The 22,717-nt window shown below is 59.5% G+C and carries 45 protein-coding genes and 4 tRNA genes; 23 read left to right on the top strand and 26 right to left on the bottom strand.

All coding sequences use genetic code 11. The features are described 5' to 3' along the window. The first annotated feature begins 89 nt into the window (after window positions 1-89). The 4 genes from VM621_RS10265 (at window position 90) to VM621_RS10280 (ending at window position 1,391) form a co-directional block, all read left to right on the top strand. On the top strand, window positions 90-245 hold the full coding sequence (locus tag VM621_RS10265; RefSeq protein WP_325468872.1) for a DUF3309 family protein: 156 nt from the start codon (window positions 90-92) through the stop codon (window positions 243-245). Window positions 246-292: 47 nt separating this feature from the next. Beyond that, window positions 293-427 carry a hypothetical protein gene (locus VM621_RS10270; RefSeq protein ID WP_325468873.1) on the top strand — a complete coding sequence of 45 codons (135 nt, stop codon included), beginning with the start codon at window positions 293-295 and terminating at the stop codon, window positions 425-427. Beyond that, the gene (locus VM621_RS10275; protein ID WP_325468874.1) at window positions 427-1,032 is read left to right on the top strand and encodes a DNA-3-methyladenine glycosylase; all 606 of its coding nucleotides are present in this window, start codon (window positions 427-429) and stop codon (window positions 1,030-1,032) included. Before VM621_RS10270 ends, VM621_RS10275 begins: the two co-directional genes overlap by 1 nt. An 86-nt stretch (window positions 1,033-1,118) precedes the next feature. Further along, window positions 1,119-1,391, top strand: coding sequence for a DUF2845 domain-containing protein (locus VM621_RS10280; RefSeq protein WP_325468875.1), 273 nt, complete (start codon window positions 1,119-1,121; stop codon window positions 1,389-1,391). Between the two features lie 64 nt (window positions 1,392-1,455). Here the strand turns inward: VM621_RS10280 and VM621_RS10285 are convergent, their stop codons facing one another. Then, the gene (locus tag VM621_RS10285; RefSeq protein ID WP_325468876.1) at window positions 1,456-1,617 is read right to left on the bottom strand and encodes a hypothetical protein; all 162 of its coding nucleotides are present in this window, start codon (window positions 1,615-1,617) and stop codon (window positions 1,456-1,458) included. A 196-nt stretch (window positions 1,618-1,813) separates the two neighbouring features. Between VM621_RS10285 and VM621_RS10290 the strand changes: the two genes are divergently transcribed. After that, window positions 1,814-1,996, top strand: coding sequence for a DUF3606 domain-containing protein (locus tag VM621_RS10290; RefSeq protein WP_325468877.1), 183 nt, complete (start codon window positions 1,814-1,816; stop codon window positions 1,994-1,996). Then, window positions 1,996-2,220, top strand: a complete 225-nt coding sequence (locus VM621_RS10295) for a hypothetical protein (RefSeq protein WP_159894960.1) — start codon at window positions 1,996-1,998, stop codon at window positions 2,218-2,220. Before VM621_RS10290 ends, VM621_RS10295 begins: the two co-directional genes overlap by 1 nt. Before the next feature lie 59 nt (window positions 2,221-2,279). Here VM621_RS10295 and VM621_RS10300 read toward each other — a convergent pair. Next, window positions 2,280-2,356 (bottom strand) — tRNA-Asn (locus VM621_RS10300). Between the two features lie 48 nt (window positions 2,357-2,404). Further along, window positions 2,405-2,944, bottom strand: a complete 540-nt coding sequence (locus VM621_RS10305; RefSeq protein ID WP_325468878.1) for a pilus assembly FimT family protein — start codon at window positions 2,942-2,944, stop codon at window positions 2,405-2,407. A 128-nt stretch (window positions 2,945-3,072) separates the two neighbouring features. Between VM621_RS10305 and uvrB the strand changes: the two genes are divergently transcribed. Together uvrB and VM621_RS10315 are read left to right on the top strand one after the other, a co-directional pair. After that, window positions 3,073-5,094, top strand: a complete 2,022-nt coding sequence (uvrB, locus tag VM621_RS10310; protein WP_325468879.1) for an excinuclease ABC subunit UvrB — start codon at window positions 3,073-3,075, stop codon at window positions 5,092-5,094. Window positions 5,095-5,177: 83 nt separating this feature from the next. Continuing rightward, window positions 5,178-5,252: transfer RNA gene (locus VM621_RS10315), tRNA-Val, on the top strand. Here VM621_RS10315 and VM621_RS10320 read toward each other — a convergent pair. The 23 genes from VM621_RS10320 to VM621_RS10430 form a co-directional block, all read right to left on the bottom strand. Then, window positions 5,203-6,024, bottom strand: coding sequence for a tyrosine-type recombinase/integrase (locus tag VM621_RS10320; RefSeq protein ID WP_325469151.1), 822 nt, complete (start codon window positions 6,022-6,024; stop codon window positions 5,203-5,205). The two genes, VM621_RS10315 and VM621_RS10320, sit on opposite strands and share 50 nt — an antisense overlap. A gap of 149 nt (window positions 6,025-6,173) precedes the next feature. Next, the gene (locus VM621_RS10325) at window positions 6,174-6,512 is read right to left on the bottom strand and encodes a helix-turn-helix domain-containing protein (RefSeq protein ID WP_325468880.1); all 339 of its coding nucleotides are present in this window, start codon (window positions 6,510-6,512) and stop codon (window positions 6,174-6,176) included. 235 nt (window positions 6,513-6,747) lie between these two features. Next, on the bottom strand, window positions 6,748-7,059 hold the full coding sequence (locus VM621_RS10330) for a hypothetical protein (RefSeq protein WP_325468881.1): 312 nt from the start codon (window positions 7,057-7,059) through the stop codon (window positions 6,748-6,750). Window positions 7,060-7,234: 175 nt separating this feature from the next. Further along, entirely contained in the window at window positions 7,235-7,678 is a 444-nt protein-coding gene (locus VM621_RS10335) for a hypothetical protein (protein WP_325468882.1), read from the bottom strand. Window positions 7,679-7,802: 124 nt separating this feature from the next. Continuing rightward, entirely contained in the window at window positions 7,803-8,327 is a 525-nt protein-coding gene (locus tag VM621_RS10340) for a hypothetical protein (protein ID WP_325468883.1), read from the bottom strand. After that, entirely contained in the window at window positions 8,324-8,740 is a 417-nt protein-coding gene (locus VM621_RS10345) for a hypothetical protein (protein WP_325468884.1), read from the bottom strand. Before VM621_RS10345 ends, VM621_RS10340 begins: the two co-directional genes overlap by 4 nt. Further along, window positions 8,740-8,964, bottom strand: coding sequence for a hypothetical protein (locus VM621_RS10350; protein ID WP_325468885.1), 225 nt, complete (start codon window positions 8,962-8,964; stop codon window positions 8,740-8,742). Before VM621_RS10350 ends, VM621_RS10345 begins: the two co-directional genes overlap by 1 nt. Next, on the bottom strand, window positions 8,965-9,276 hold the full coding sequence (locus VM621_RS10355; RefSeq protein ID WP_325468886.1) for a hypothetical protein: 312 nt from the start codon (window positions 9,274-9,276) through the stop codon (window positions 8,965-8,967). 219 nt (window positions 9,277-9,495) lie between these two features. Continuing rightward, window positions 9,496-9,768, bottom strand: a complete 273-nt coding sequence (locus tag VM621_RS10360) for a hypothetical protein (protein ID WP_325468887.1) — start codon at window positions 9,766-9,768, stop codon at window positions 9,496-9,498. A gap of 10 nt (window positions 9,769-9,778) precedes the next feature. Continuing rightward, window positions 9,779-10,222 (bottom strand): single-stranded DNA-binding protein, encoded by a 444-nt coding sequence (gene ssb, locus VM621_RS10365; protein ID WP_325468888.1) that lies wholly within the window; start codon window positions 10,220-10,222, stop codon window positions 9,779-9,781. After that, window positions 10,219-11,067, bottom strand: a complete 849-nt coding sequence (locus VM621_RS19595) for a recombinase RecT (protein WP_414674524.1) — start codon at window positions 11,065-11,067, stop codon at window positions 10,219-10,221. The genes ssb and VM621_RS19595 overlap by 4 nt, the downstream gene beginning before the upstream one ends. Before the next feature lie 277 nt (window positions 11,068-11,344). Next, window positions 11,345-12,205, bottom strand: a complete 861-nt coding sequence (locus tag VM621_RS10375; protein ID WP_325468889.1) for a DUF7666 domain-containing protein — start codon at window positions 12,203-12,205, stop codon at window positions 11,345-11,347. Between the two features lie 42 nt (window positions 12,206-12,247). Continuing rightward, a complete protein-coding gene (locus VM621_RS10380; RefSeq protein WP_325468890.1) occupies window positions 12,248-12,394 on the bottom strand; it encodes a hypothetical protein in 147 nt (48 codons plus the stop codon). Beyond that, entirely contained in the window at window positions 12,391-12,531 is a 141-nt protein-coding gene (locus VM621_RS10385; protein ID WP_325468891.1) for a hypothetical protein, read from the bottom strand. Before VM621_RS10385 ends, VM621_RS10380 begins: the two co-directional genes overlap by 4 nt. Window positions 12,532-12,545: 14 nt before the next feature. After that, window positions 12,546-12,794 carry a hypothetical protein gene (locus VM621_RS10390; RefSeq protein ID WP_325468892.1) on the bottom strand — a complete coding sequence of 83 codons (249 nt, stop codon included), beginning with the start codon at window positions 12,792-12,794 and terminating at the stop codon, window positions 12,546-12,548. Further along, a complete protein-coding gene (locus tag VM621_RS10395; protein ID WP_325468893.1) occupies window positions 12,791-13,099 on the bottom strand; it encodes a hypothetical protein in 309 nt (102 codons plus the stop codon). The genes VM621_RS10390 and VM621_RS10395 overlap by 4 nt, the downstream gene beginning before the upstream one ends. Window positions 13,100-13,163: 64 nt before the next feature. Next, window positions 13,164-13,415 (bottom strand): hypothetical protein, encoded by a 252-nt coding sequence (locus VM621_RS10400; RefSeq protein ID WP_325468894.1) that lies wholly within the window; start codon window positions 13,413-13,415, stop codon window positions 13,164-13,166. Further along, window positions 13,412-13,657 (bottom strand): hypothetical protein, encoded by a 246-nt coding sequence (locus tag VM621_RS10405; RefSeq protein ID WP_325468895.1) that lies wholly within the window; start codon window positions 13,655-13,657, stop codon window positions 13,412-13,414. The genes VM621_RS10400 and VM621_RS10405 overlap by 4 nt, the downstream gene beginning before the upstream one ends. Continuing rightward, a complete protein-coding gene (locus VM621_RS10410; protein WP_325468896.1) occupies window positions 13,654-13,908 on the bottom strand; it encodes a hypothetical protein in 255 nt (84 codons plus the stop codon). Before VM621_RS10410 ends, VM621_RS10405 begins: the two co-directional genes overlap by 4 nt. Then, the gene (locus VM621_RS10415; protein WP_325468897.1) at window positions 13,905-14,165 is read right to left on the bottom strand and encodes a hypothetical protein; all 261 of its coding nucleotides are present in this window, start codon (window positions 14,163-14,165) and stop codon (window positions 13,905-13,907) included. The genes VM621_RS10410 and VM621_RS10415 overlap by 4 nt, the downstream gene beginning before the upstream one ends. Window positions 14,166-14,168: 3 nt before the next feature. Beyond that, window positions 14,169-14,318, bottom strand: coding sequence for a hypothetical protein (locus VM621_RS10420; RefSeq protein WP_325468898.1), 150 nt, complete (start codon window positions 14,316-14,318; stop codon window positions 14,169-14,171). A gap of 406 nt (window positions 14,319-14,724) precedes the next feature. Further along, a complete protein-coding gene (locus tag VM621_RS10425) occupies window positions 14,725-15,189 on the bottom strand; it encodes a CC0125/CC1285 family lipoprotein (protein WP_325468899.1) in 465 nt (154 codons plus the stop codon). A gap of 13 nt (window positions 15,190-15,202) precedes the next feature. Next, window positions 15,203-15,991 carry a S24 family peptidase gene (locus VM621_RS10430; protein ID WP_325468900.1) on the bottom strand — a complete coding sequence of 263 codons (789 nt, stop codon included), beginning with the start codon at window positions 15,989-15,991 and terminating at the stop codon, window positions 15,203-15,205. Between VM621_RS10430 and VM621_RS10435 the strand changes: the two genes are divergently transcribed. The 15 genes from VM621_RS10435 (at window position 15,990) to VM621_RS10505 (ending at window position 22,687) form a co-directional block, all read left to right on the top strand. Beyond that, window positions 15,990-16,190: a hypothetical protein gene (locus VM621_RS10435; protein WP_325468901.1), complete on the top strand. Its 201-nt coding sequence runs from the start codon at window positions 15,990-15,992 to the stop codon at window positions 16,188-16,190. The genes VM621_RS10430 and VM621_RS10435 overlap by 2 nt on opposite strands. Window positions 16,191-16,232: 42 nt before the next feature. Next, window positions 16,233-16,418 (top strand): hypothetical protein, encoded by a 186-nt coding sequence (locus VM621_RS10440; protein WP_325468902.1) that lies wholly within the window; start codon window positions 16,233-16,235, stop codon window positions 16,416-16,418. A gap of 575 nt (window positions 16,419-16,993) precedes the next feature. Then, window positions 16,994-17,542, top strand: coding sequence for a hypothetical protein (locus VM621_RS10445; protein WP_325468903.1), 549 nt, complete (start codon window positions 16,994-16,996; stop codon window positions 17,540-17,542). After that, on the top strand, window positions 17,539-18,861 hold the full coding sequence (locus tag VM621_RS10450) for a replicative DNA helicase (protein ID WP_325468904.1): 1,323 nt from the start codon (window positions 17,539-17,541) through the stop codon (window positions 18,859-18,861). Before VM621_RS10445 ends, VM621_RS10450 begins: the two co-directional genes overlap by 4 nt. Then, window positions 18,848-19,117 (top strand): hypothetical protein, encoded by a 270-nt coding sequence (locus tag VM621_RS10455; RefSeq protein WP_325468905.1) that lies wholly within the window; start codon window positions 18,848-18,850, stop codon window positions 19,115-19,117. Before VM621_RS10450 ends, VM621_RS10455 begins: the two co-directional genes overlap by 14 nt. After that, on the top strand, window positions 19,114-19,320 hold the full coding sequence (locus VM621_RS10460) for a hypothetical protein (protein WP_325468906.1): 207 nt from the start codon (window positions 19,114-19,116) through the stop codon (window positions 19,318-19,320). The genes VM621_RS10455 and VM621_RS10460 overlap by 4 nt, the downstream gene beginning before the upstream one ends. 3 nt (window positions 19,321-19,323) lie before the next feature. Further along, on the top strand, window positions 19,324-19,755 hold the full coding sequence (locus tag VM621_RS10465) for a hypothetical protein (protein WP_325468907.1): 432 nt from the start codon (window positions 19,324-19,326) through the stop codon (window positions 19,753-19,755). Next, complete coding sequence (locus VM621_RS10470; RefSeq protein WP_325468908.1) at window positions 19,748-20,038, top strand: DUF1364 domain-containing protein; 291 nt, start codon at window positions 19,748-19,750, stop codon at window positions 20,036-20,038. Before VM621_RS10465 ends, VM621_RS10470 begins: the two co-directional genes overlap by 8 nt. Then, window positions 20,032-20,286, top strand: a complete 255-nt coding sequence (locus VM621_RS10475) for a hypothetical protein (protein ID WP_325468909.1) — start codon at window positions 20,032-20,034, stop codon at window positions 20,284-20,286. The genes VM621_RS10470 and VM621_RS10475 overlap by 7 nt, the downstream gene beginning before the upstream one ends. Window positions 20,287-20,617: 331 nt before the next feature. Continuing rightward, window positions 20,618-21,016 (top strand): hypothetical protein, encoded by a 399-nt coding sequence (locus tag VM621_RS10480; protein ID WP_325468910.1) that lies wholly within the window; start codon window positions 20,618-20,620, stop codon window positions 21,014-21,016. Then, complete coding sequence (locus tag VM621_RS10485) at window positions 21,013-21,381, top strand: hypothetical protein (protein ID WP_325468911.1); 369 nt, start codon at window positions 21,013-21,015, stop codon at window positions 21,379-21,381. Before VM621_RS10480 ends, VM621_RS10485 begins: the two co-directional genes overlap by 4 nt. Continuing rightward, window positions 21,378-21,869, top strand: coding sequence for a hypothetical protein (locus VM621_RS10490; protein ID WP_325468912.1), 492 nt, complete (start codon window positions 21,378-21,380; stop codon window positions 21,867-21,869). The genes VM621_RS10485 and VM621_RS10490 overlap by 4 nt, the downstream gene beginning before the upstream one ends. Further along, window positions 21,866-22,138 carry a hypothetical protein gene (locus tag VM621_RS10495; protein ID WP_325468913.1) on the top strand — a complete coding sequence of 91 codons (273 nt, stop codon included), beginning with the start codon at window positions 21,866-21,868 and terminating at the stop codon, window positions 22,136-22,138. The genes VM621_RS10490 and VM621_RS10495 overlap by 4 nt, the downstream gene beginning before the upstream one ends. Before the next feature lie 337 nt (window positions 22,139-22,475). Beyond that, window positions 22,476-22,554: transfer RNA gene (locus VM621_RS10500), tRNA-Gly, on the top strand. Between the two features lie 49 nt (window positions 22,555-22,603). Continuing rightward, window positions 22,604-22,687, top strand: a tRNA-Ser gene (locus VM621_RS10505). Window positions 22,688-22,717: the final 30 nt, after the last annotated feature.

The raw sequence follows: 22,717 nt of genomic DNA on the forward strand, positions 1-22,717 counted from the left end.
CGGGACGGCGGAGGGCGCTGTGCGCGTCACACCTCCTAGACGACCCTCTGCGCAACGATGCACTCCGAATCCACTGCCGGAGATATCTCATGCTCGTTACCGTCCTGCTCGTCATCCTCATTCTCGCCCTTGTCGGCGGCCTGCCCACCTGGGGTTATTCGCGCTCCTGGGGCTATGGTCCCAGCGGCGGCATCGGCGTTATTCTCGCGATCATCCTGGTCTGCTGGTTGCTCGGCGTCTTCTGATTCCCCGGCGTCGGGGCGGCCACGCCCCGACGCCGCTGGAGGAACGCATGCCTCGACCGCTTCGCCCCGTGCCCGACACGGACAAGACCCTTCCCGGCACTTCGCCACCGCCTTACGACCACGAGCCGGTCGAGCGTCCCGGGCCCGACCCTGATACCGACGGCGAGCCGCTGGATACCTGATGGCAGTCCGTCGCCCGCGCTGGCCGGGCAAGATCCTGGGGCGTCCGTTCTTTCATCGCGACGCGCGTGAGGTCGCTCCGGCCCTCCTCAACAAGGTCCTGGCCTGTGCCGATGGAAGGGCAGGGCGCATTGTCGAGGTCGAGGCTTACGTGGGTGCCATTGATCCCGCTGCGCACACCTTTCGCGGCAAGACGGCACGCAATGCCGTGATGTTCGGGCCACCGGGCCACATGTATGTCTACTTCACCTACGGCATGCACTGGTGCGCCAACGTGGTTTGTGGCGACGTAGGGGAAGGGAATGGCGTGCTCATCCGTGCGCTCGAACCGATCGCCGGCATCGAGCGGATGCGCGAGGCGCGTCCGCGGGCCAAGCGCGATCGCGAACTGTGCAGCGGCCCGGCGCGGTTGGCGCAGGCCATGGGCATCACGGGCGAGCAGAATGGCATCGATCTGGTGCGTGCCCGTGATGGCTACACCGTCCTCGACGACGGAACGGTGGCGCCTGATAACCTGGCCGGCTCGGCACGGATCGGCATTCGCGAAGGAACGGACCTGCTCTGGCGCTGGCTGGTGGCAGGGAATCCCCACATTTCCCGGCCCTGAGCGCCGGTACGAAAGCGACGTCCGGCGCTTGGCTTCGCTATCGCCCGGCGCTAGCCTGCGTGGAAACATCGACAGGGAGTTCCGCCATGAAGCGCATCGCCGCCGCCATTTTTGCCACTGTTCTGTCCTGTGGCGCTGCCGCCGCGGATACGTTCCGCGTGGGATCACAGGTCGTCAGTACGGGAGATAGCGAAGGCCGGCTTCGTCAGGTCGCCGGCAAGCCGGATCGCGAAACACCCATCGAGGCCCGTGGCGGCGGCCTGGAAGGCTACCGCCTGGAGTATTTCCAGAAGGGTAAATCGGTGCAGGTCGAGGTGGTCAACGGGCGCGTGCGCTCGATCACCCAGATCGACAGCTGATTGCCTTCATGGCGAGCGGGCTGGTGGTCCTGGCGATACAGGGCCACCAGCCCGTCGCGAGGCATCAGCTTGCGGTCTTCTTCGGCCCCTTCAGGGGCGTGCTGCGCGGCGTCTCGGGCAGAGGCGCGCGGCGGTTGTGCGAGTACACGTAGGAAATGAATGCGGCGGACGAGCGGTCCGGCGGCGGCGTTTCCACGGACTGGGTGACTGGTTTCTTCGGGGGCATGACCATCGTCTGAGTTGGGCGGGACGAGCCCCGGCCGCAGGTGCCGGGGAGTGATCCGGCCAAACGAAGCCCGGGTCATCCAACATGCGCTTTCAGTTGTTAGATGGGTGTAACGTGGCGGGCCCGGCAGCACGACAGCCGTAACACCGACGTAACCCGCCACGTGGCACATGTGGTCTGACAGCGAGGGCACGTCATGGAAACACAGAAGCAGGTGGTCGGTCCGGCCGACGCCACCAAGATCGACCTTGAGCTGCGCACCGATATGAACTACTGGACACGCGTGCTTGGCGTGTCCGAGGCGTCCCTGCGCGATGCCGTGCTCCGCGTGGGCCGCCAGTCTTCCGACGTGCGTGCCGAACTGCGACGTCGTCGCTGATGGACGGTGTCGTTCGCCCGTTGCGCGTGTTCGTTTTCTATCCGTCGATGAATCTTCGTACGTGGACGGTGTTGCTTCCCGGTGCGACGAAACACGTCTTCCAGACCGAGGGCACTGCGGTGGAATTCGCGCTGACTCGCGCATCGGCCATGAAGGGGAAGGGCCGCGCCGTGGAAGTCTTGCGTGAGCGCGTCTCCGGTGGCTGGGTGCTCGTGCCGTTCTGACGCGTACCGACCAGGCATAAAGAAAAAGGCCGTGCATCGCTGCACGGCCTTTCAAAACCTGGCGCCCGAAGTTGGACTCGAACCAACGACCCCCTGATTAACAGTCAAGTGCTCTAACCGGCTGAGCTATTCGGGCGGGGAGCTGCGTATTGTCTTGATGTGGGGTGGGGCTGTCAAGCGGGTCTTAACGAATTCGTGAATGATGTGCGGCGCAGGCGCGTGCGACCTCGGGCGCGGCGGGTTCGGCATGGCTGTGGCCGTTCTTGGCGACGACGACGGTCAGGGTGGTCTCGGGCTTGCCGCGCACGCATAGCGCGAGGGTCTGGTTGGACGGCTCGGCCATCTCGTCGGCAGGATGCGGGAAGACGACGTCGGTACGGACACCCGTCGAAGCCGCCGTGAGGCGTGCGTCCAGCGCGTCTTCGACAGCGAGGATGGCGTTGGTGTCGCCGTCCCGGCTGATCCAGCCCACGCCCCAGTCGGTGCGTCCGGAACATGTACGTCCGTTTTCGCTGGGACAGACCCGTGTCCCTTTCGGCCGGTGCAGCGCCGCTTCGCGGCTTTGCCGGAGGGTATCCAGCAGGGCGGTCGCGGCAGCTCGAAGCCTGTGGCGGGCGAGGGCGTCCGACAGCGACGGAAGGGCGACGGCGGCGAGGAAGGCCATGATGGCCAGTACCATCACCACTTCGAGCCAGGTGAAACCGCGGGAGGGCAGGTGGGGCATGGACGGCGTTCCGGGACGGAGCCGCAGATCGTGGCTCTGGCGTCGCGAGCGCGTCTGTGGGCAGATGCCTCACATCGTGTAGGCGCCGGCGCTTTAAACTCGGGGTCCGAACCAGCATATCGTCAGCCATGACCGATCGCTTTCAGCTCGTCTCCCCGTACCAGCCCTCCGGCGACCAGCCCGAGGCCATCCGCCGCCTCACCGAGGGTTTCGAAGCCGGCCTGGCCGCGCAGACCCTGCTGGGCGTGACCGGCTCTGGCAAGACCTTCACGATCGCCAACGTGATCGAGAAGATCCAGAAACCGACCATCGTGCTGGCGCCGAACAAGACGCTGGCGGCGCAGCTGTATGGCGAGTTCAAGGAATTCTTCCCGCACAACGCGGTGGAGTACTTCGTCAGCTACTACGACTACTACCAGCCGGAAGCGTACGTGGTCGCCTCGGACACCTTCATCGAGAAGGATTCGAGCATCAACGACCACATCGAGCAGATGCGACTGGCCGCGACCAAGGCGCTGCTGTCCAGGCGCGATTCGTTGATCGTGGCGACGGTATCGGCGATCTACGGCCTGGGCGATCCAGAGGACTACATGAGCCTCCGCCTGATCCTCTCGCGTGGCGAGCACATCGAGCAGCGCGCCCTGATCAAGCAGCTCACCGAATTGCAGTACGTGCGCAACGAAATGGAGTTGCGCCGCGGCACCTACCGCGTGCGCGGCGAGATCGTCGATGTGTTTCCCGCGGAGTCCGAAGCCGAGGCCTTGCGCATCGAGCTGTTCGACGGCGATGTGGAGAATCTCTCGATCTTCGACCCGCTCACGGGCGAGGTACTGCGCAAGGTGCCCCGCTACACCGTGTACCCGAAGACGCATTACGCCAGCACGCGGCAGAGTGTGCTCAACGCCATGGAAACGATCAAGGTCGAACTCTCCGAACGTCTCGAGCAGCTGTACCGCGACAACAAGCTGGTCGAGGCGCAGCGTCTCGAGCAGCGCACGCGCTTCGACCTCGAGATGATGGCCGAAGTGGGCTTCTGCCAGGGTATCGAGAACTACTCGCGGCACATGACGCGGCGTGGCCCGGGCGAACCGCCGCCGACCCTGTTCGACTACCTGCCGCCCGATGCGCTGATGGTGGTGGACGAATCGCACGTGACCGTTCCGCAGCTCGGCGCCATGTACAAGGGCGACCGCTCGCGCAAGGAGACGCTGGTCGAGTTCGGCTTCCGCCTGCCCTCGGCGATGGACAACCGACCACTGCGTTTCGAGGAGTGGGAGCGTCGCGCACCTCGTGCCATCTACGTCTCGGCCACGCCGGCGAAGTACGAGCTGGAGCGCGCCGACGACAACGTGGTGGAGCTCGTCGTCCGGCCGACCGGCCTGATCGATCCGGAAGTCGAAGTGCGGCCGGTTCGTACCCAGGTGGATGACCTGCTCGGCGAGATCCGCCTGCGCGTGGCCATGGGCGATCGCGTGCTCGTGACCACGCTGACCAAGCGGATGTCCGAGAACCTGACGGACTACCTTTCCGAGCACGACGTCAAAGTGCGCTATCTCCATTCGGATATCGACACGGTCGAGCGCACGGAAATCATCCGCGATCTTCGCCTCGGCGAGTTCGACGTGTTGGTGGGCATCAACCTGCTGCGCGAGGGCCTCGACATGCCCGAGGTCTCCCTGGTTGCGATTCTGGATGCGGACAAGGAAGGGTTCCTGCGCTCGAATCGCTCGCTGATCCAGACGATCGGCCGCGCCGCCCGTAACGTTCGTGGCAAGGCCATTCTCTACGCGGACGAGATCACCGGATCGATGAAGGTAGCCATGGAAGAGACGGCGCGCCGTCGCGAGAAGCAGATCGAGTACAACGCGGCCAACGGCATCACGCCGACGACCGTGGTCCGCCGCATCGCCGACATCATGGAAGGCGCTCGCTCGGACTTCGGTTCGCGTGGCAAGGGCAAGCGGGGCAAGGAGGCGAAGAAGGTGGCGGAGGAGGCCGCGGACTACGGCTCGCTCACGCCGGAGCAGGTCGGCTCGACCATCAAGAAGCTCGAAACCAGGATGTACAAACACGCCCAGAACCTCGAATTCGAGGAAGCGGGAAAGATCCGCGACGAGATCCATCGTTTGCGGGAGCGGGCCCTGCGCTAGGCCCATGGCGGGCCGTGGCGGAAAAAAATCTGCCGCGGCCTCTTGCAGACCCCGTCCGGCGCCGGTAAACTGCGCAGCTCTTCGGGCGGTTAGCTCAGCGGTAGAGCACTACCTTGACATGGTAGGGGTCACAAGTTCGATCCTTGTACCGCCCACCACTTTTCGCATGTGACTGACCCCAGAGTGACCCCGTAATCTCGGGACACTCTGGGCAAGATCATCAAGCCATGCGTCAAGTGCAGTACGCGCAGCTCCCAGATAATCGGGATCGAACTTCGCGTAGATCTCGCTGGTCCCGGCCTTCTTGTGCCCGATCTGACCAGACACCTCCCAATGCGGAACACCTCGACGGCGTAGCTCCGTGGCGACCGTGTGCCTGAGCACCTTGGGTGCGAACCATACGGGCAGCTTGGCCGCGATCCTGACCTTTGCCCAAGCCTTCTTGATGGAAGCGATCTTCCTGCCGTGCCAGTTCACGTAGTAGGCCGCGTCAATCGACTCCAGTTCGCGTCGAAGGCGTGATGTCAGGGGAACGACAGGGCGGTACTTCTTCGTCTGCTGACGGCCCTCTGGGTTGAGTCGAATGAGGTTCGCCGCCCAGTCGATCTGGAACGGCTGAAGATCTAGCGCAGCATCGCCACGGCAACCGGTAGCCATCCGGATCAGGCAGTAGACCCACAGGTGCGAGTTGGCCGGAATCGCATTGAGGAACGCCACGAGCTGCTCGCGGCTGGCCGTGTGCGGGTAGGGCTCGCCAATGGGCGGCAACTCCACCCACGGAACCTCGGTGACCTCCTGGCGCTTCCATGCGCGGTTGAGGGCGGCTTGGCCGACACCGAGTACCCGACGCACGTATCCTTCGGAGTAGCCCTTCGCCCGAAGCCACGCGAGGAATTCTTCCTGCGCGTCGACGGTTAAGCCCGTCACCATCCTGTCGCCCCAAAACTCCACCCAGATTGCCACCGCGCGCTTCGCTGTGTCTCGGCTAGGTATGCTGCGTCCGTGGCGAGCAAGGTATCGCTCCAGTACCAAGGCGATAGGCGTATCTGCCGGAGCCTGGTTCCTTATGCGGCCGTGCTCTACGAACCACTCTGCGAGTCTTCCCTTCGCTTCTTCAAAATCTGATGTGCCAAGAGAAGCGCGTTGCTTGACCCCTCGGTCGTCGAGCCATGCCCGCTGCCAGTTCGCGGTGCCCTTGCGCCGTTCAATGGAGTAGGGTCCGAGTTTGAAGCTTGGCATTCGCGGGCCTTGAGATAGTCGGTGATGTGCTGGTCGGTGTAGCGGGGCGATTTCCCCACCATGATGCAGGCGATGAGTCCGCGCTTACGCCATCGGTAGAGGGTCAGTTCGGTCACGCCGAGGTATTCAGCCGCCTCGGCTTCGGAATGGAGTTGCGGTAGTTTTTCGGCTGCGCCCATCAGTCCTCCGTGTTACCCCATTCGGCCATCAGCTCGTCAGCCCGTTCGAAAACGAACTGCCTCGTGTCGCTAGCTTGGCAGCACTCGGCGAATATCCCATCGAGTGTCACGCCAAGCTCGCCAAGCGCCCTCACCAGCGCGTGGGCATAGGCGGCGTCATGCTCTAGAGCCTGAAACGTCGTGCAAGTCCTATCCTCGTTCACTGGGCCGTGAGAGGTCATTTCAGTTCTCAGCCTCACACCCCACCCCCATCCACGGTCTTGCTGCGGGCGGCTATGGCCGCGTCTACGCATTCAGTTAGAAGGTCGCCACCTGATTGGCCTTCCTTTCCCCTGAGATGTACAGCAAGCTGTTCAAGTTGAACGCAGCGGAAACGGTCAGGTGCGTAGAAAACTTTGTCGTCGAGATACCGATACCTCTCAGCATCCACAAGCGCCTCAAGCAGCGCCTGGCCGTGGTCGCGGATAAGCGCATAGGCTCGCTTATCCGAGTATTCTCCGGAAGCTAAGTCGCGCATGCATTCTTCCAAATCCTCTCGCAAGCTCATGCCTCTTTCTCCTGGCGGGCGTTCCATCCAGATATGGCTACGACCTCGTAACCAATTGCCCAGCCGTTGGCATTCGTTTGCCACTTGACGTAGGTCCCTTCGGGATGGGACACGTACGAGACGACATTGGGAGGCGGGTTACCTCTGCCCATGGGAGGAATTGCTGCCTTCAGGCTCATACCTTCTCTGCCTTTGAAATGAGGGCGGTTAGGTCGATTGCACATCCGGCGTACGCTGGGTGGCCGTCAAGTTCGTAGCACTCTCGTTCCCACTCGTTGACGAGTTCCTGAAGATCACTAACTTTCACCACGTCGCACTTTTTCGATTCGGCGATGTCGCGATGGCGTGCTTCGATAGCCTCAGCCAGCGATGCATTGTCGTTCTCCAAGCCTCGTGCGAATCCCCATTGCGCTCCGGCGATAAAGTTGCGGTCTGCGGAGGCGTCGGACTCGTCGCCCTGGTGGGAAAGGGCCCCCGTCCAAGCCTTCCATGCACGAGACGTACTCGGCGAGTAGTAAGGTGATCCAGCGATTTGGTTAACGGTGTTCGTGTCGTATCCATGCGCACGAGCCCAAGCCTCAAACGCCGCACGCCTCTCATCGGTCGGTGGGTTGGTCATGGCTTGTTCTTCAAGTTTTTTCGATAGCCTTCCCAGTATTTCTCTCGATACCTTTCACGCATGTAGACCCGTATCCCGATAAATATCCAGGCCAATGAGAATATGACCCCGGCGATGATTTCCATCACACACCACCCGCGTCATGGGCTGCGAGCCTTCTCGTTTCAATACCATAAGCGATCCATTTTTCTATGTCCGTAAGGTCGAGCATTTCCTCGTCGCGGGCGCGTTGCAGCAACTCGCGGTGATCGACGCACTTGAGAAGCTCCATGTAGTGAGCGTCTCCGCCATTGCCGGCGGCATTCAGTACCTGCAAAGCGAGAAGCACGCCGTCGTTGAAGGCATTGCGAACAGCCGACTCCGGCGCCACCCTGAATCCGGCGGGCGGGGGTGGGGTGGCGTAGATGGGTTCAACGACTAGGCCGCTCTCTGCCAGCGCTTCGGCCCTCGCACGACTCTGGAAGACCATCCACTTTCCCAGCTCATCTGCATGACGATATCGATAAGCCACAGGCTCCCCCGCACTCACCGGGGTTTCCCTCTCAAGCAATGCCAACACCCGAATCTGCTCGCCCCTGTCAAGGACGAACCGTTCGTACTTCTCCGCGATGCACGCGCGCAACCGGCGCTCTAGGGATAGTTCGGTCATTTCGTCTGCTCCTTGGGGGTGCGGGCGGTGTCTACTGCCATGTCGAGACGTTCGCCTGATATCGGCGAGTTGAAGTAGGGGCCATCCTGGCATCGCAAGGCTGGCGACGGACCATCACCGGGCTTCGATTCGTTGCGAAGCCACCGATAGCGATCCGCGTCCTCGCAGTCATCGGCCGCTTGGCGGAGCATCGCGGCGAGTTCTTCCTCTTTAGCGGTTAGGCTCGCCTCCATGGTTCGGGCGAGTTTCTTCCATTCATTCCTGTCTTCCTCAAGCGCCCTGTAGTCGGCGTAGGTGACGTAGGTTCCGTGGTCACGTTCGCGCATTTCTGCAACGCCATAGGAGACGCCAGTAGCGACGGACTTATGGACTACCTCGGGCGTGTACCTAGCCACTTTCGATTCGTTGGTCATCACAACCCCTCCTTCAGCGCGTTACGGGCTATGTCGCGGACAACCTGAGTGCCTCCGTGAGACGCAGCAATTTCGATTCTCTCGATATCTTCGCGAAGCCTCGCCACCTCAGCAGCGAGTTCTAATGCCGCCCGATCAGCTACTTTCAAATCAGCGGTGAGTTCGGCAATGCGGGCGTCTTTGTCGATCACGCATCGGAAGTCGGGCTGCGTGTTTGTGCTCATTCACTTCGTCTCCCTGGCGGCGATCAATGTCGGATCACGTAGCCCTTTGGCGTTCCCAAGAGCACCGTTTGCGCGTTCAAGCTGAAGTCGGATGGATGCAACGTTCCGCTCGGCCACTTCAATGAGAAACGACTTAGCTTCTTCGAAGGTAGGGAAGTAGTTAGAGAATTCCGAACGCTTGGCTTGCCGACGCGCTTTCTTCTCCCCGGCGTGAAGAACCGTCACGGTCTTTTCCGTTTCGGACAAAACGACCACCGTATTGATGCGACCGTAGGACGCACTGAACCAGACAACTCCATCACTCGCACCCATCACGTTCTCCTTTGGCACGCTCGTCGAAGGCATCTTGTATTGCTATGTACTGGTCGATTCTCGACTTTGCATCTTTGAGTCTGTCTACGGTTTGGAGCAGACCACTCTTATGAAACCTGAATTTCCAAACCCTGCTTTCCTCACGACGGCTCCATGCAGCAACTATGCGAACTCCGCGATAGTCATATTTGCCGTGGCATATACGCTTTGCGATGTGGCTCATACCCCACCCTCTGCGGCTGACAAGGCGGCGCGGGCTTTGGATAGCCATGCTGTGTACGCGATGTAGAATTCTTCGGGCTGCATTGCCATGATGTCCGGCGCATCAGCAAGCGCCTCGTACAGATCAGGCGCGGCGGCTATGAGGCGGGCATTTTCTTCGATCCGTACCCAACACACATTGTTGAGATTCTTGTCCGCGATCCATGCGTGACCATCGTCAGAGTGAAACAACCTCCATGCTCCACCCGTCCAGCCATTCAGTTTGGTCATTGTCGAATCCTCAGAATGGTATATTGTCATCGTCGAAACCGTCATTGACCGGAGCCTGCGCACGATGAGGCGCAGCGCGTTCCTGTCGAGGGACTGGAGCAGGCTTACTGCCAACTTCCGGATTGCCACCGATCATCTGCATTTCGCTGGCGATGATGTCCGTGCTGTAGCGCTCCACGCCATCCTTGTCGGTGTACTTGTCGGTGCGTAGCGAGCCTTCGACGTAGACCTGGCGACCCTTCTTGAGGTACTCGCCGGCGATTTCGGCGAGCTTGCCGAACAGTTTCACGCGGTGCCACTCGGTGCGTTCTTGCTTCTCGCCAGTCGTCTTGTCCTTCCACGCTTCGGAGGTGGCGATGGATAGCGACGTGATGGCTGTACCCGATGCGGTGTAGCGCGTCTCAGGATCTTTTCCGATGTTGCCGAGGACGATTACCTTGTTGACGCCTTTCATGCTGCTGCCTCCTGAGAATCACGTGGGAGCTTGTCTTTGATGACCGAACGTTCATGGGTGGTAAACACGCCGCCCTTTTTCGGGGCGAGCCACAAGGCCATCTGTGCGGCCTGCGGGATACCGCCCCAGGTCTCGGCTACGGTGTAGAGGCAATCGTCGTTAGCCGTTTCATCCCACTCGCGGATCGTCTCCTTGATGAGATCCACAGACGGTCCGTACTGCTCGTAGGCTTCGTCGCACTGCTGCTTGCGGTTGTCTTCGATGGTGAGGGACGGAACCGGGTTGTCGTCACGCTGGGTAACTGTTACGTCTGCAATCCGCTCAGCCTCGTCCTGCTCAAGAATCCCGGCGAAACCGAAGGCATATCGAGCTGCCTGGATCGTCGCCTTATGCCGGAGCATCCGAGCCGGCCACTGCTTCCACACGTCGGTGCTGCGACGGCACTCGCTCATGTACTCGGTGACTTCGATGGGATGCGAGCGATCCTTGCGGAAAATCTTGCAGGTAATCGCCAGGAGCTTGCCTTCAGCGTCCAGTGCATCGTTGAACTCCATGCCGTCGAAGTCCGGGTGGCTGTTGATCAGCTTCATCCAGCCGTCCACGCTCACAACCGGGACGATGCCGCCACGGCTTGGGAAGGCGAAAATCTCCTTCGTGAACGGGTTGAGCTTGTGTTCCTTCGCGACCAGGCAGAACGCAGCCAACTGCTCGTTGCTAACGTTTGCACCGTTCATCACGGTTGCCTTAATGGTCTGGATGAACGCGGTCTTGTCCATGCCGTAGTGGCTGGCAAGCGAGGCGAGGACGCCAACGCCGCTGTTCTCGGTGGTTGCTACCTGTGACATTTCAAATCTCCGCAGGACTGACGGGCCTGCTCCGTGTTGGAATGTGGTCGAGTACTCCGGTGCTTCCCCGGATAAGCCCCTAACGATCATTGGATGTAGCCGGGTTGCCGTCGCAGAGCCCAAACATCACCAGTTCACGCCACTGAAGGGGCGATGCAGCAACCTGCATCTGTGCCGCTATGCCTCACATCGGTACTCGGTAAATCGAATTAGTTGCGCGTTGCTGGTGTAAGAAAACGCGCGGGAACCCAGGAGTGCGGCACCAGCTACCGTGGCGTTAGTTCACTTCGACGGGTTTGCCGTTCGTCAGCCGATACCATGTGTCCGGCTTGATGCCATCGTGTCCTGCAATGCCTGCCCAGACGGCGACAATGACTCGGTTGTCATTGCGCTCAGCCAGGAACAGGGCGCAGCCTTCTTTGCCCCGGACCTTTCCGGAGTTGCCAGAGGCCGTCGCTGCACCGTAGTCGCCAGAGGCCGTCGCTGCACCGTAGTCGCCAGAGGCCGTCGCTGCACCGGAGTAGCCAGAGGCCGTCGCTGCACCGGAGTAGCCAGAGGCCGTCGCTGCACCGTAGTAGCCAGAGGCCGTCGCTGCACCGTAGTTGCCAGAGGCCGTCGCTGCACCGTAGTTGCCAGAGGCCGTCGCTGCACCGTAGTTGCCAGAGGCCGTCGCTGCACCGGAGTAGCCAGAGGCCGTCGCTGCACCGGAGTAGCCAGAGGCCGTCGCTGCACCGTAGTTGCCAGAGTTACTGGCCGACCCATTCTTAGCCTTGGACGAGCTACCAGTAGCAGGCTTTGCCCTGCTGGTCGTGTACTCAATCGCCGCCTTGATGAGGCCGGCTAGATTGATTTCGGCTTTGACGGTGATCTTGGAACTAGCTACCTTGGTGTCATCGCCGTGGCGAGACAGTTCGCCGCCTTGCTCGACAATGGCGAAACGCGATGTGCAAGGCTTGTAGTACCGAAGCACATGAAGCGGATACTCGCAGGTATGAAAGCCATTGGCGCAAACCTCAACGCTACCTTCGTGCAGGTACTCCTTGCCGATCTCGTACTGATATCCACGGCACTGAAAGTTCTCATCGAATCCCTTGTAGGAGACGATGGTCTGTGACGGAGTTTCCTTTTTCTTAGCCATGCGATACCCCTTAGAAAATTCGGATTACAAACAGTTATGGAATTAGTGCCCAGTCCAGAGCGCGATCAGCACAGCGATGGCGACAAGGCCGAAATAGGCGCCGATGCACTGCCATTCGGCGCGGGTCAGCGGCTTGCGCGCCCTGGCACTAGCGCGGATGTGCGCCATGTAGTCGTCGTAGTCGTTCATGCGGCCATTCCACAGCTCGGACCAACGATGCGGCGCATGAACATCGACCAGCCAGACGGGATGCGGTCGTAGGGGCCGATGTACGTCACCGTGACCATGGCGCCGTTCACCATCTTGGCGAGCTTGCAGCGGAACATCTGTGGATTCCTGTTCATAGAAACACCCCGTATATCGCTGATGCCTCGCGCTCGGCGACGGCACTCAATGCGTTTCGAAGGATGGCGATGGCTTGGGCGTCATCGCCGTCAGCCATGGCCTCGCACATCTGCCTACTCACGGCATCGCAATCAACTTGTGTGCCCCATGCCTCATTCATCCACAAGGAGTCGGCCATACGACGACCGATAGCTATCTGCGCGCACTCAAAGCGGGTGTCTTTGGTGATGTGCTGGGCGCTCATGGGAGAACCTCGACGAACTTGCGGACTTCTCCGCCGGCACCACAATTGCACTCTCCCTCGACTTCGCTCCGATAGGCGCCCCCATACGGATTACCCTCGCGCTCGTAAACCGTTAGGTATGCGACGCGCGGCTCAGGCTTGAAGCGGTATTCCATATCCCGCCAACTCCACGACATCGAATCATTTTCCGTTGATGGGCAATCAAACCACGAGTTATTCGAGTGCTTGTCGCGGGCCTGCACGGTTTTCCCGTCAGCCCAAGCAGACATCACCTTTGCAGCAAAGCGTGTTTCTTCGTGATTCATATCAGCCCCAATACGTGCCCCAAGGCACCGATGAAAAGGAAGGCGGCGATGGTGCGGAGGGTTGTCATGGGGAAGGCTCCCTATCGATCATCGCCGCCGCCAATGACCATGCGAAATCCGCTGTGGCATCGATCTGGCCCTTGAGTCCGCTGGAGCCATCAGCTAGAAGGCCCTGAAGAGCCTTTCCGGCGTAGTACTGGCGAAGGGTCATCCCACCAAAGCTCTGTACGTCTGCGTAGCGATAGTCGGAGTCTTGGCTATAGCTGACGTTGGTTGATACCTCTGGAAACGCCGGACCACCATTGTTCTTGCTCATGCGGCACCGCCGACGCGGGCGAGGGCGGCGCGGGTCTTATCGACATCCGAGGTGAACACGGACGATGTGAGCTTCGACTTTCGAATCGCCTTACGTTGCAACCTGTCTGATGCATCGATCAGTTCGGCTACGGCGTCGCGAGCATCCCGCATATTTACGATGTGACCACAGCCCATCGGGACTTCCCGAGTGATACGGTCCATCACCGCCAGCACATCCACATTCTGCGTCTCGGTGCTCATGCCGATGCCTCCGGAGAGAAGCTTTTGAGGGCCGCAATGTCGCTACGCAGACGCGCATGGAGCGACGGCTGGTCTGCTACGGACATCGAATCGAGGATCACCTGTGCCGTATCGAGAAGGCGATGCACGGCGTTGTTCTTGGCGATGGCATTCACACCCTTGCGGGCCGTAGCGACCGCGTCTTCCTCAGCTACGGCGAACTTCACGTCGCGGCTGGAAACGAGGATGGGGTAGGAGTGGGCGATGTTCATTCCGTTTCCTCCAAAAGAAGGGCGGCCTCGTCGATATCGTCCGAGTTGCCTTCGTCTTCGAAATAGCGGATGGCCTTTTCGGCAGATTCCTTGGTGACCGTGTCGATGCCGTCAAGCTCATAAGCAGCACGGCGAAGCTGGCTGGCTAAGGTGCCGCGCTCTTTCTCGCTCAGGCAGCCAATATCGATCGAGGTAGACCCCTCGACAACGCTGACATCGGCGTACCCGAAGTTCTGGTTGCGGATTTTGATTTCCATGGCTCAAAGCTCCACGGCGTAGCAGCAATCGCCGTAGCGACGTGCGAGGCGATTTGCCTCTGCCTGGTTGCGGGCCTCAAGGCGGCACACGAACTCGGTGCCTTCTTCCTGAGCCTTTGCGCTGCCGTCGATGATCGAGTAGAGGAAGTTCATCTGAGTCTCCTAGCCGCTTCGCCGGGATGGCGGGATGGGCGGCTTGAGGACTAATGTAAGCCCACTGACAGTGGAATGCAAGCACAATGACCATAAATTGTTTCTATGCTGACATCTACTGACAATTCATGGTGACTATTGACATTGGTGGGCGTAAAAAAGCCCGCTCTGGGCGGGCTCGATAGCTATTGGCAGATGACCTTTAAGGTTTTTCTGTTGAAGCCAGGTTCCTCGGAGACCGTCCGATAGCCACCAGGACATTCCTTTGCAGCCCTGTCGTAGCAAACGGTGAACGAAGTCGATGAACCGCAATGGATCATTACGATAGGTTCGCCCGCAGCGCCTCGGATTTGGTGTGTAGTGCTGCATCCAGCCGTGGCGATGCAAGCGACGAATGCGATCGTCTTCATTTTGCCACCGCATACTGTTTCAGCTTGTACTTGCCCCGGATGCTCGACTGGATGAATGCCACGTCGAACGCCTGGATGCCCTCCGGCTGGCCCCGGTAGCACTTCACCATGAGCTTGCTGTTCGGCTTGACCATGGGGAACACCCCACCAGTAGAAATAGCGGTGTTCTGCCCGTAGGCGGCCGTGTTAACCGTGACCGCCCCGGTGACCGCCGACTCCGATCCGTTGAGGATGGTGAAGTGGTCGCATCCTAGGGCCTCGGACTTGTCCGCAGCTCGTAGGATGGCGAAGTCTGACGCCTGTTCCGGCGATGTGTAGGCGTTGGCTGCGAAATTCACCATAAAGGAATCGGCAGTCAATTGCGTCTCGCTGAAGCCGCCAGTCCATCCCTTTGTCTTGTAGCCGGTCGAACAGCCTGCCAATAAAGCGACTCCAGCCGCCAAAATTACGACGTTCCGCATAGCATTCCCCAGGCTAGAGGCCGCCACGACCACTCCGGTCGATGACGCGGCCGATAATCATGAACGAGGACGCATCGTCTTCCACGAATTCATCAGGATAGAGCGCCTTGTCGGCATTGTCGGACACGATGCGGACCCTCCCATCTGCCGTCCGGAACAGCCGCTTTACACGTACCTCGTCACCCATCACAACGACATACACATGGTTGCTCTGAAGCCGTACATTCCCGGTGTCTACGGCAACCTTATCCCCGTCGAACAGCGTCCGCTCCATGCTGGACCCTCTGACGCGCATCACCTTTACATTTGCCGGAATTGCCCCTGTTTCTTGAAACCACTTAAGGGTGTACCGCTGCCGATATTCAGTCGGCACGAACTCGGGCACGATGCGCCCGCTCCCCCCGCTTACTTCCACCTCCACCCCCTCGACCCAAACCTCTCGGCTAGGGTCGAAATCTTCGTCTGACTCAACGGCCTCCACCTCGAAGGCACGCACCGGGACTACTCGACCTGTCCATGGGTAGTCATCGCTTCCCTTGCCAGAATCGAGCCAATCTGGATTGACCTTGTACACCTTAGCGGCCGGCAAAAGGTATTGCTCAATGCTGGCGCTTCCACCGCTTTCCCACATGGCGACCGTGCCCCGGCTACAGCCGATCGCCTTCGCGGCCTCGACCTGAGTCATTCCTACCCGCTTTCTGGCGTAGCGCGCCCGCTCTGTAAGTGTCATGTAATGCAGCTTACTTTTATTTAGTGTCAGCCCATTGACATTAGTGGTAAGCGGAGTGAGAATGTCAGCCATGATAACGAAAGCCCAAGCCATCGAATTGTTCGGAACTGTCGAAAAGCTCCGGGCTGCACTTGGCCTCAAGAACCGCCAGGCGATCTACCAGTGGCCCCATGACCGGATTCCGGCCAATCACTTTCTGCGCATCCGCTACGAGCTTCGTCCCGAAGCGTTCGACGAGAACGGCAACCTTCGGGCCAACAAGTCCAGGTAACCCCTTAGTCCTACCCATACGAGACCTCCAAAGGAACGAACGATGTACGCCGATCCGACGCATGTAAGGGATAACCCGATCAAGGTCCGCCTCAACGATGAGGAATACGCGGTCATCGAGGCCCTTGCACGAATCAACAAACGCCAGCCTGCCGCGTTCGCTCGCGAACTGTTGATGGCTGGTGTGGAACTGCTGGCAAAGAGTAACGACGAAGCGCGTGCGGCTTGAAGTGTCTAGGGAGTCCCTGGGGAGGGCCACATGCCCGTAATTACGTGCGACCTAACGGACCAACAGCTTTCGGTGCTTACCGAGGCTGCAAGTAGGGCAGGGATGTCTATCGAGGAATTCGCTGCTCATGCCGCTGAGACGGCCATAGCGTCTCGCTACAAGCTTCCGGAGATACGCAACAACGTGATCCCCCTACAGGCCCTCAATAGGCAATTGCGAGGACCGCCGAAGCCTACGGGCTAATCCACGGCACGCATTTTTCCTAGCGTCCGTAATCGAACCACGCCGAACGTCAACGTAACGCCAAGAGCGAATGAAGCATGGCAGCAGACTGGATCAAGATCCGAAGCGACCTATACCGAGACCCCAAGGTATCGGTGATCGCTGACGCCCTAATATCTCCGGATGGCGAACTAGCCTCGTTCGTTTCGCATAACTGTCATCGTGACATGACCGTAACGCGTAACGTTATGCGTAACGTAACGGTAGGCGCACTCGTTTCTGTATGGGGCGTTATGCGTACGCGAGGTGATCGCGAAAACGCTGATTTGATCTGCCGTGGCGTGGACATTTACGTGCTTGACGACATCGCCGACCTGCCAGGATTTGGCGAGGCAATGGCGTCGTCTGGGTGGGTTAAGCAGACTACGGACGGTATCGTATTCCCAGGATTTTTCAATGAATACAATGTTGATCCGGCCACCGGGAGTGCTTCGGCAAACGCGGAACGTCAGCGTCGATACAGGGATAAAAAGAAGGTCGAAAACGTTACAGAAAGTAACGTAACGCGAGACGTTACGGTAACGCATAGAGAAGAGAAGAGTAGAGAAGAAAAAGAAGGGTCGGAAAAGTCCCTCCCCATTTCGTTGCCCGACTGGCTACCCGCTGAACTTTGGGCGGACTGGCACACTTACCGAAACTCTCGGAAAGGTTGGACGGCAAAGGCGAAAGAGCTTTCCCTGAAAACCCTGACGGAACTTCACGGCCAGGGGCATAGCCCGAAGACGATCATCGAACGCTCCATTGAGCGTGGATGGACGGGACTGTTCGCTCCCGCCGCTCAGAACGGACAGCAACCTGCCTTTTCAGGGCCTCAAAAGACGCGAAAGGAACTCGGCGTATGACCGACCGTTTCCTTCTGGTGCCTCCAAATTCTGTCGAAGCCGAACAGGCCGTGCTTGGCGGCCTGATGCTTTCGCCCGAGAAGATCGAGACGGTAGCCGAGCGGCTGACGCAGGCGGACTTCTACCGCCGCGATCACCAAATGATCTACCGGGCCATGCTGGAACTTTCCGGTCGTGGTCAGCCGTGCGATGCCGTGACGCTCGGCGACTGGATGGACACGAACGGTTTCGCCGAAATGATGGGCGGCTCGTCGTACCTCTACGATCTGGCGAACAACACCCCGTCGTCGGCCAACCTAGCCGCCTATTCTCAGATCGTCCGTGAGAAGGCCGTACGGCGATCCTTGATTGATCTGGCTACGTCCCTATCAACCGATGCCTACACGTCCGACAGCGAGGCTCCTGCGCTGCTTGACGGGGCTATCGCAGGGCTGATGTCGATGCAGAAGGTCGAGGCACGCGCAGAGTTCACTTTGCGGCAGGCGATGACCCTCGCGTATCAGGAGGCCGAACGGGCGAAGGCGCTCGGCGGCAAGGTGCCGGGAATCTCCACTGGCCTCGCTCGCCTGGACAAGGTTCTGGGTGGCTGGCACGACTCGGATCTTGTGGTCGTCGGTGCTCGCCCTGCGATGGGCAAGACGGCCCTGCTGCTCAACTTCGCCCTGTCCGCTGGCGTGCCGTGCGGACTCATTTCCGCTGAGCAGCCCGCGCAGCAGATGGCTGCCCGCCTGATGTCCATCGACTCCCACGTTCCCGCCGAGCGGATGCGTAACGGAAGCTTTGACACGGACGACCTTCGGAAGCTTGACCTGTCCGTAGGGCGCCTGATCGAGCGTACCTGTCTGATCTACGACCGGAGCGCCCCGTCCATCGCCGACGTGTCCCGCATGGCCCGGAAGTGGAAGCAACAGAACGGCATCAAGATTCTTCTGGTCGATTACGTTCAGCGCATCGAGGCCAGTAACGCCGACAAGCGCACACCGAAGCATGAACGGGTGGGCGAAGTGGTGCGCGGTCTCAAGAACCTAGCCCGCGATCTGGACATCCCTGTCATCGCCTTGGCTCAGGTTGGGCGTCACGTCGATACCCGAGAGGACAAGCAGCCTGGCATGGGCGATATCTCCGATTCATCCGAGATAGAGAAGGAAGCGGACCAGATCATCACCCTGTATCGCCCGGGCGTACATGACGACTCGGCGGATCAGGCAGAGGCAATTCTTAGCGTCGAGAAGAACCGCCACGGCCCGACCGGAGTCGTTCGTGCCGCATGGCTGGCCGAGACAATGCGCTTTACGGACATGGCTTATGACAACCGATGACGTACAGGCCCTCATCCGGAAACGAATGGCCGCCAGAGAAGTCGAGGCGGCGGAGAACCGGAAAAACTTCACTGCAATGGCAGAAGCCCTTGTCTTGTTCGCCGAGTTCAAGCCGAAACCGATCTACGCAGAAGAAAACGGACGATCTATAGGGAAGAAGCCGGATAGCTCGCAAAGCCTGGACGGCGACCGATTAGTTCAGATGCACGACCAGTTTGAACGTACCTCAACCATGATGAACAAGAGGCGCAAATGAATCAGCACGGCAACCATATCCGCACCGGGACATACGTGGATGCAGTCGGCAAGGATGTACCGGGATGGGCAGTAATCGACGCCCATGAGGGCACAGTCATCACCTTCGCAAACACCCGTAAGTGGGCTCGTGAGTTTGCTAACCCGCAGAAGGGTGAGCGGATCGCCAAGGTTCATTCGGTGACCTACGAGGTGGCCCACTAAGTCATGCAGACCTTGACCATCAATTCGGCGGAGACGCTTAGCGATGCGCTGGGCAAGGTCCGCGAGGCATGGGCGGAGAGCAAGTTTCTCCGCCTTGTCTTGAAGCCCGGGAAGGCTCGTAGCAGCCAGCAGAACGCGTTTTCGCACGCATGGTACGGGCAGATGGCCCGAGAGCTTCGGGAAGACGACGCGCTCGCATGGAAATGCTACTGCAAGCTACATCACGGCGTGGCGATACTGCGTGCCGAGGACGAGGACTTCCGTGCCGCCTATGACCAGGCCATTAAGCCGCTGAGCTACGAAGACAAGCTTGCCGTCATGCGCTTCTGGCCGGTCACGTCCCTGATGACCAAGAAACAACTGTCCGCCTATGCCGACGCGGTACAGGCCGACTTTGCCAAGCGTGGCGTTTATCTGGAGGTTGGCCATGACTGACCTTCGCAAACAGGCTCGTGGCCGTGAATGCCTAATACGCCTGCCGACCATCTGCAACCACAACCCTGAGACGGTCGTTCTCTGTCACGTACGACTCGCCGGGATCACTGGGGCAGGGCAGAAGGCTCCGGACATCTTGGGCGCATACGGATGCAGCGACTGCCACGCCGAATGCGACCGTCGCACAACTTTCCTTGCCACCGAAGACGTTAAGCGGTGGTTCTACGAGGGCGTTCTGAGAACGATCGCTCTACTTGCCAACGAGAGGGTACTTAAATGGTGACGCTAATTGTTATTGCCGCCCTCGTCGCGGCAGGTATCTACATCCGCATGGACTTCAAGGTCAGGTACTACCGAGAAAAGTGTGAGAACTACAGGGAGCTTTACGAGAACGAGCAAGAGGACCGGATCGACTACGAACTGGAACTCCACCGCACCAACGTGCAGCTTGAAGACTCTCGGCAGGCTTATAGCCGGCTGATTGGGGCAAGGGCCCAAGGTTGGGCCTCTTCGACCGTGACGAGGCACTAATGGCAGGCCAATCGCCAACGCAGCTTAGCCTCGCCTCACTGCGCGCTCAGGGTTACGTGTGCTGGATTGTCGAGACTTGGAACAGTTTCACTAAGCGCCGCGTGGATCTGTTCGGCATGTGGGACATCCTGGGAGTTGGTCCGCTCGGAACCATCGCAGTGCAGACCACGACGACCGGCGTGTCAGCCCGCGTTAAGAAGATCAGTGACGAAGACCACGCTGCGGCATTGCAGGCTTGCCGTGAGGCCGGGTGGACGCTTCAGGTGCATGGATGGACTAGCAAGAAGGTCGGAAATCGCCGTGTATATAGCCAGAGGGTAATCGACGTCTCATGAACAGCCGCCAGCTATGCAAGACACTCCGGATTGACCTGTATCACATCGCGTCGACCTCACCGGCCCACGAGCGGAAGCAGGATATGCATGTGAACCACGGCGTTGTCACGATGCGACCAGCTCCGCACCTGTCATCCGAGTGGCGGACGAAGGAACACGAATTCCTGTGGGCGATCTACTCGCGGGCCGTCTATGACTACTTCGGCATTGGCCTAAGTGGCAGGCAATACGATGCTGCGGATATCCCCGCTGGCGATACGGCTATCCACGGCATGATCGAACTGCCAAGCGGCGAGAAGAGAAACATCCTGTGGCATTTAGGCATCGACCCAGAATGTGCGTGGGCGTCGATTCAGAAAGCCATCAACTACACGAAGATGAAGGAGGCGGCGTGAGTTTTTTTACGAGGGTTGTAGAGGTTGAGAAAATCGTTGATAAGATCGTCGAGGTTGAGAAGATCGTCGAGGTAGTTGGAAAGGCATCACTCACTAGTCTCTATAGGACCTACCCAGAAATCGACAACCCGGACTATATACCACCGAAGCTAAGGGATGGAATCTTCAGCCTGGGTAACACGGCATATAAAAAGAAAGTCCCCGGTCCGCCTAAATACTTCCACACATGCGAGCAGGCCCATGCAGCATCGGGTGGTCAGCCGGTGAATAAGGTCGATTTTGTAAAGATCGGAGCGAAGTATTTCCAGACCTGGGGCGAACCGGTCACGTTGCCAAAGGTCAGCGTACCGAAGGTGGCTAAATGACCACCCACGACATCATTGGCCGCGATACGGACGAGGCATTCGCGATGCCTGAACTTTCGGACGCTTGCATTGATGCGGCGAACCGGACGGCGAAGTTGTTTGATCCCCATTACCCCGGCTGGCAACTCTACAGCCGAGTGGTTCGTGGCGACACCGTATACGACCGCCAGCTAGCCTCGTGGGCTATCGGCATGGCTAGGCAGCACACTCGTACCCGGAAGACTAACGGACAGGCTGTAGTGGCTCCTAGGGGGCGTAGGAACGATTGGGTTTCGCAAGCCGGCGTGGATGCCCTGGAGTTCATCGTCTTCGGTCGCCACGCTGAGTTTGCCCGCGAGGTTGAACGCCGCCTTGGCATCCACCACGCCACCTACCTGAAGATCCGAGGCGAACTGACCACGATGATGTCAGAGGGCCTAAAGAACTACACCGTCGAGCTTCACTACCAGTACCACCACGTACTGCGAGCAACGAGGGCTGTCGCATGAGCCGGATCTACATTCTAAGCAACTATGACGAGTATGGCGCTGAGGACGTTAAGGCTACAACTAATCGGGACGCTGTCATGGACATGCTGCGCAGTTACGTAGGTGAGAAAGTACCAGGCTACAGCCACCCCTATCCAGAATTCAATTACGGCGAGCCGGAGGCTCTTCTGGCCCTATTGGCCAGCGAGGACCCAGGGAAATACAACTTGAGTGAGGGATGGGGAGGCTTTCAGCTACACATCGTAGACGAGTTTCAATCAACGCCCTGACTGTGACCATCGAATTTTCGCATGGTCAAATCCACACGAGGGCGGATTAAACGCCTGAGATTCCCGGCTAAGCCTCTGCGGGCCCGTTCATCGAACGGTAGTCGCCGCACAGCCAGAAAGAGGCCGGGATTACTGCCGCAAGGGCAGGGCCTCGTCTGGCGGGACGACACGGATAACGGTAACCGTGACCTGTATAGGTTTGCTGTCAGATGCTTCCGGTGCTCAGGCCGGCGAACACCTGAAAACTTTCATTGCTGTAGATCTCATGCTGTGGATCTGATGCGGGCCTCACACCACCCGCTAGTGGCTTAACGGCCACGACTGACAGCAAACCTATGCGGGTTAACAAGCGCAAAGGGCGCGCAGCAGCCTTCCAAGCTGAAGAACGCGGAGTTCGATTCTCCTGACCCGCTCCAATTTACCCGGCATCTGGATTGGGAGTTCCCGGTCGTGCCGCACCACTTAGGAAGGTTGCGCTGGGTTGGCCGGCGAGCGGTCTTGAAAACCGTGCTGCGGGAAACCGTAAGGGTTCGACTCCTTAACCTTCCGCATTTCATCTGTAGACGCCTTGGGGGCAGT

The sequence above is a fragment of the Luteibacter sp. genome, assembly GCF_035539195.1.
GTDB lineage: Bacteria > Pseudomonadota > Gammaproteobacteria > Xanthomonadales > Rhodanobacteraceae > Luteibacter.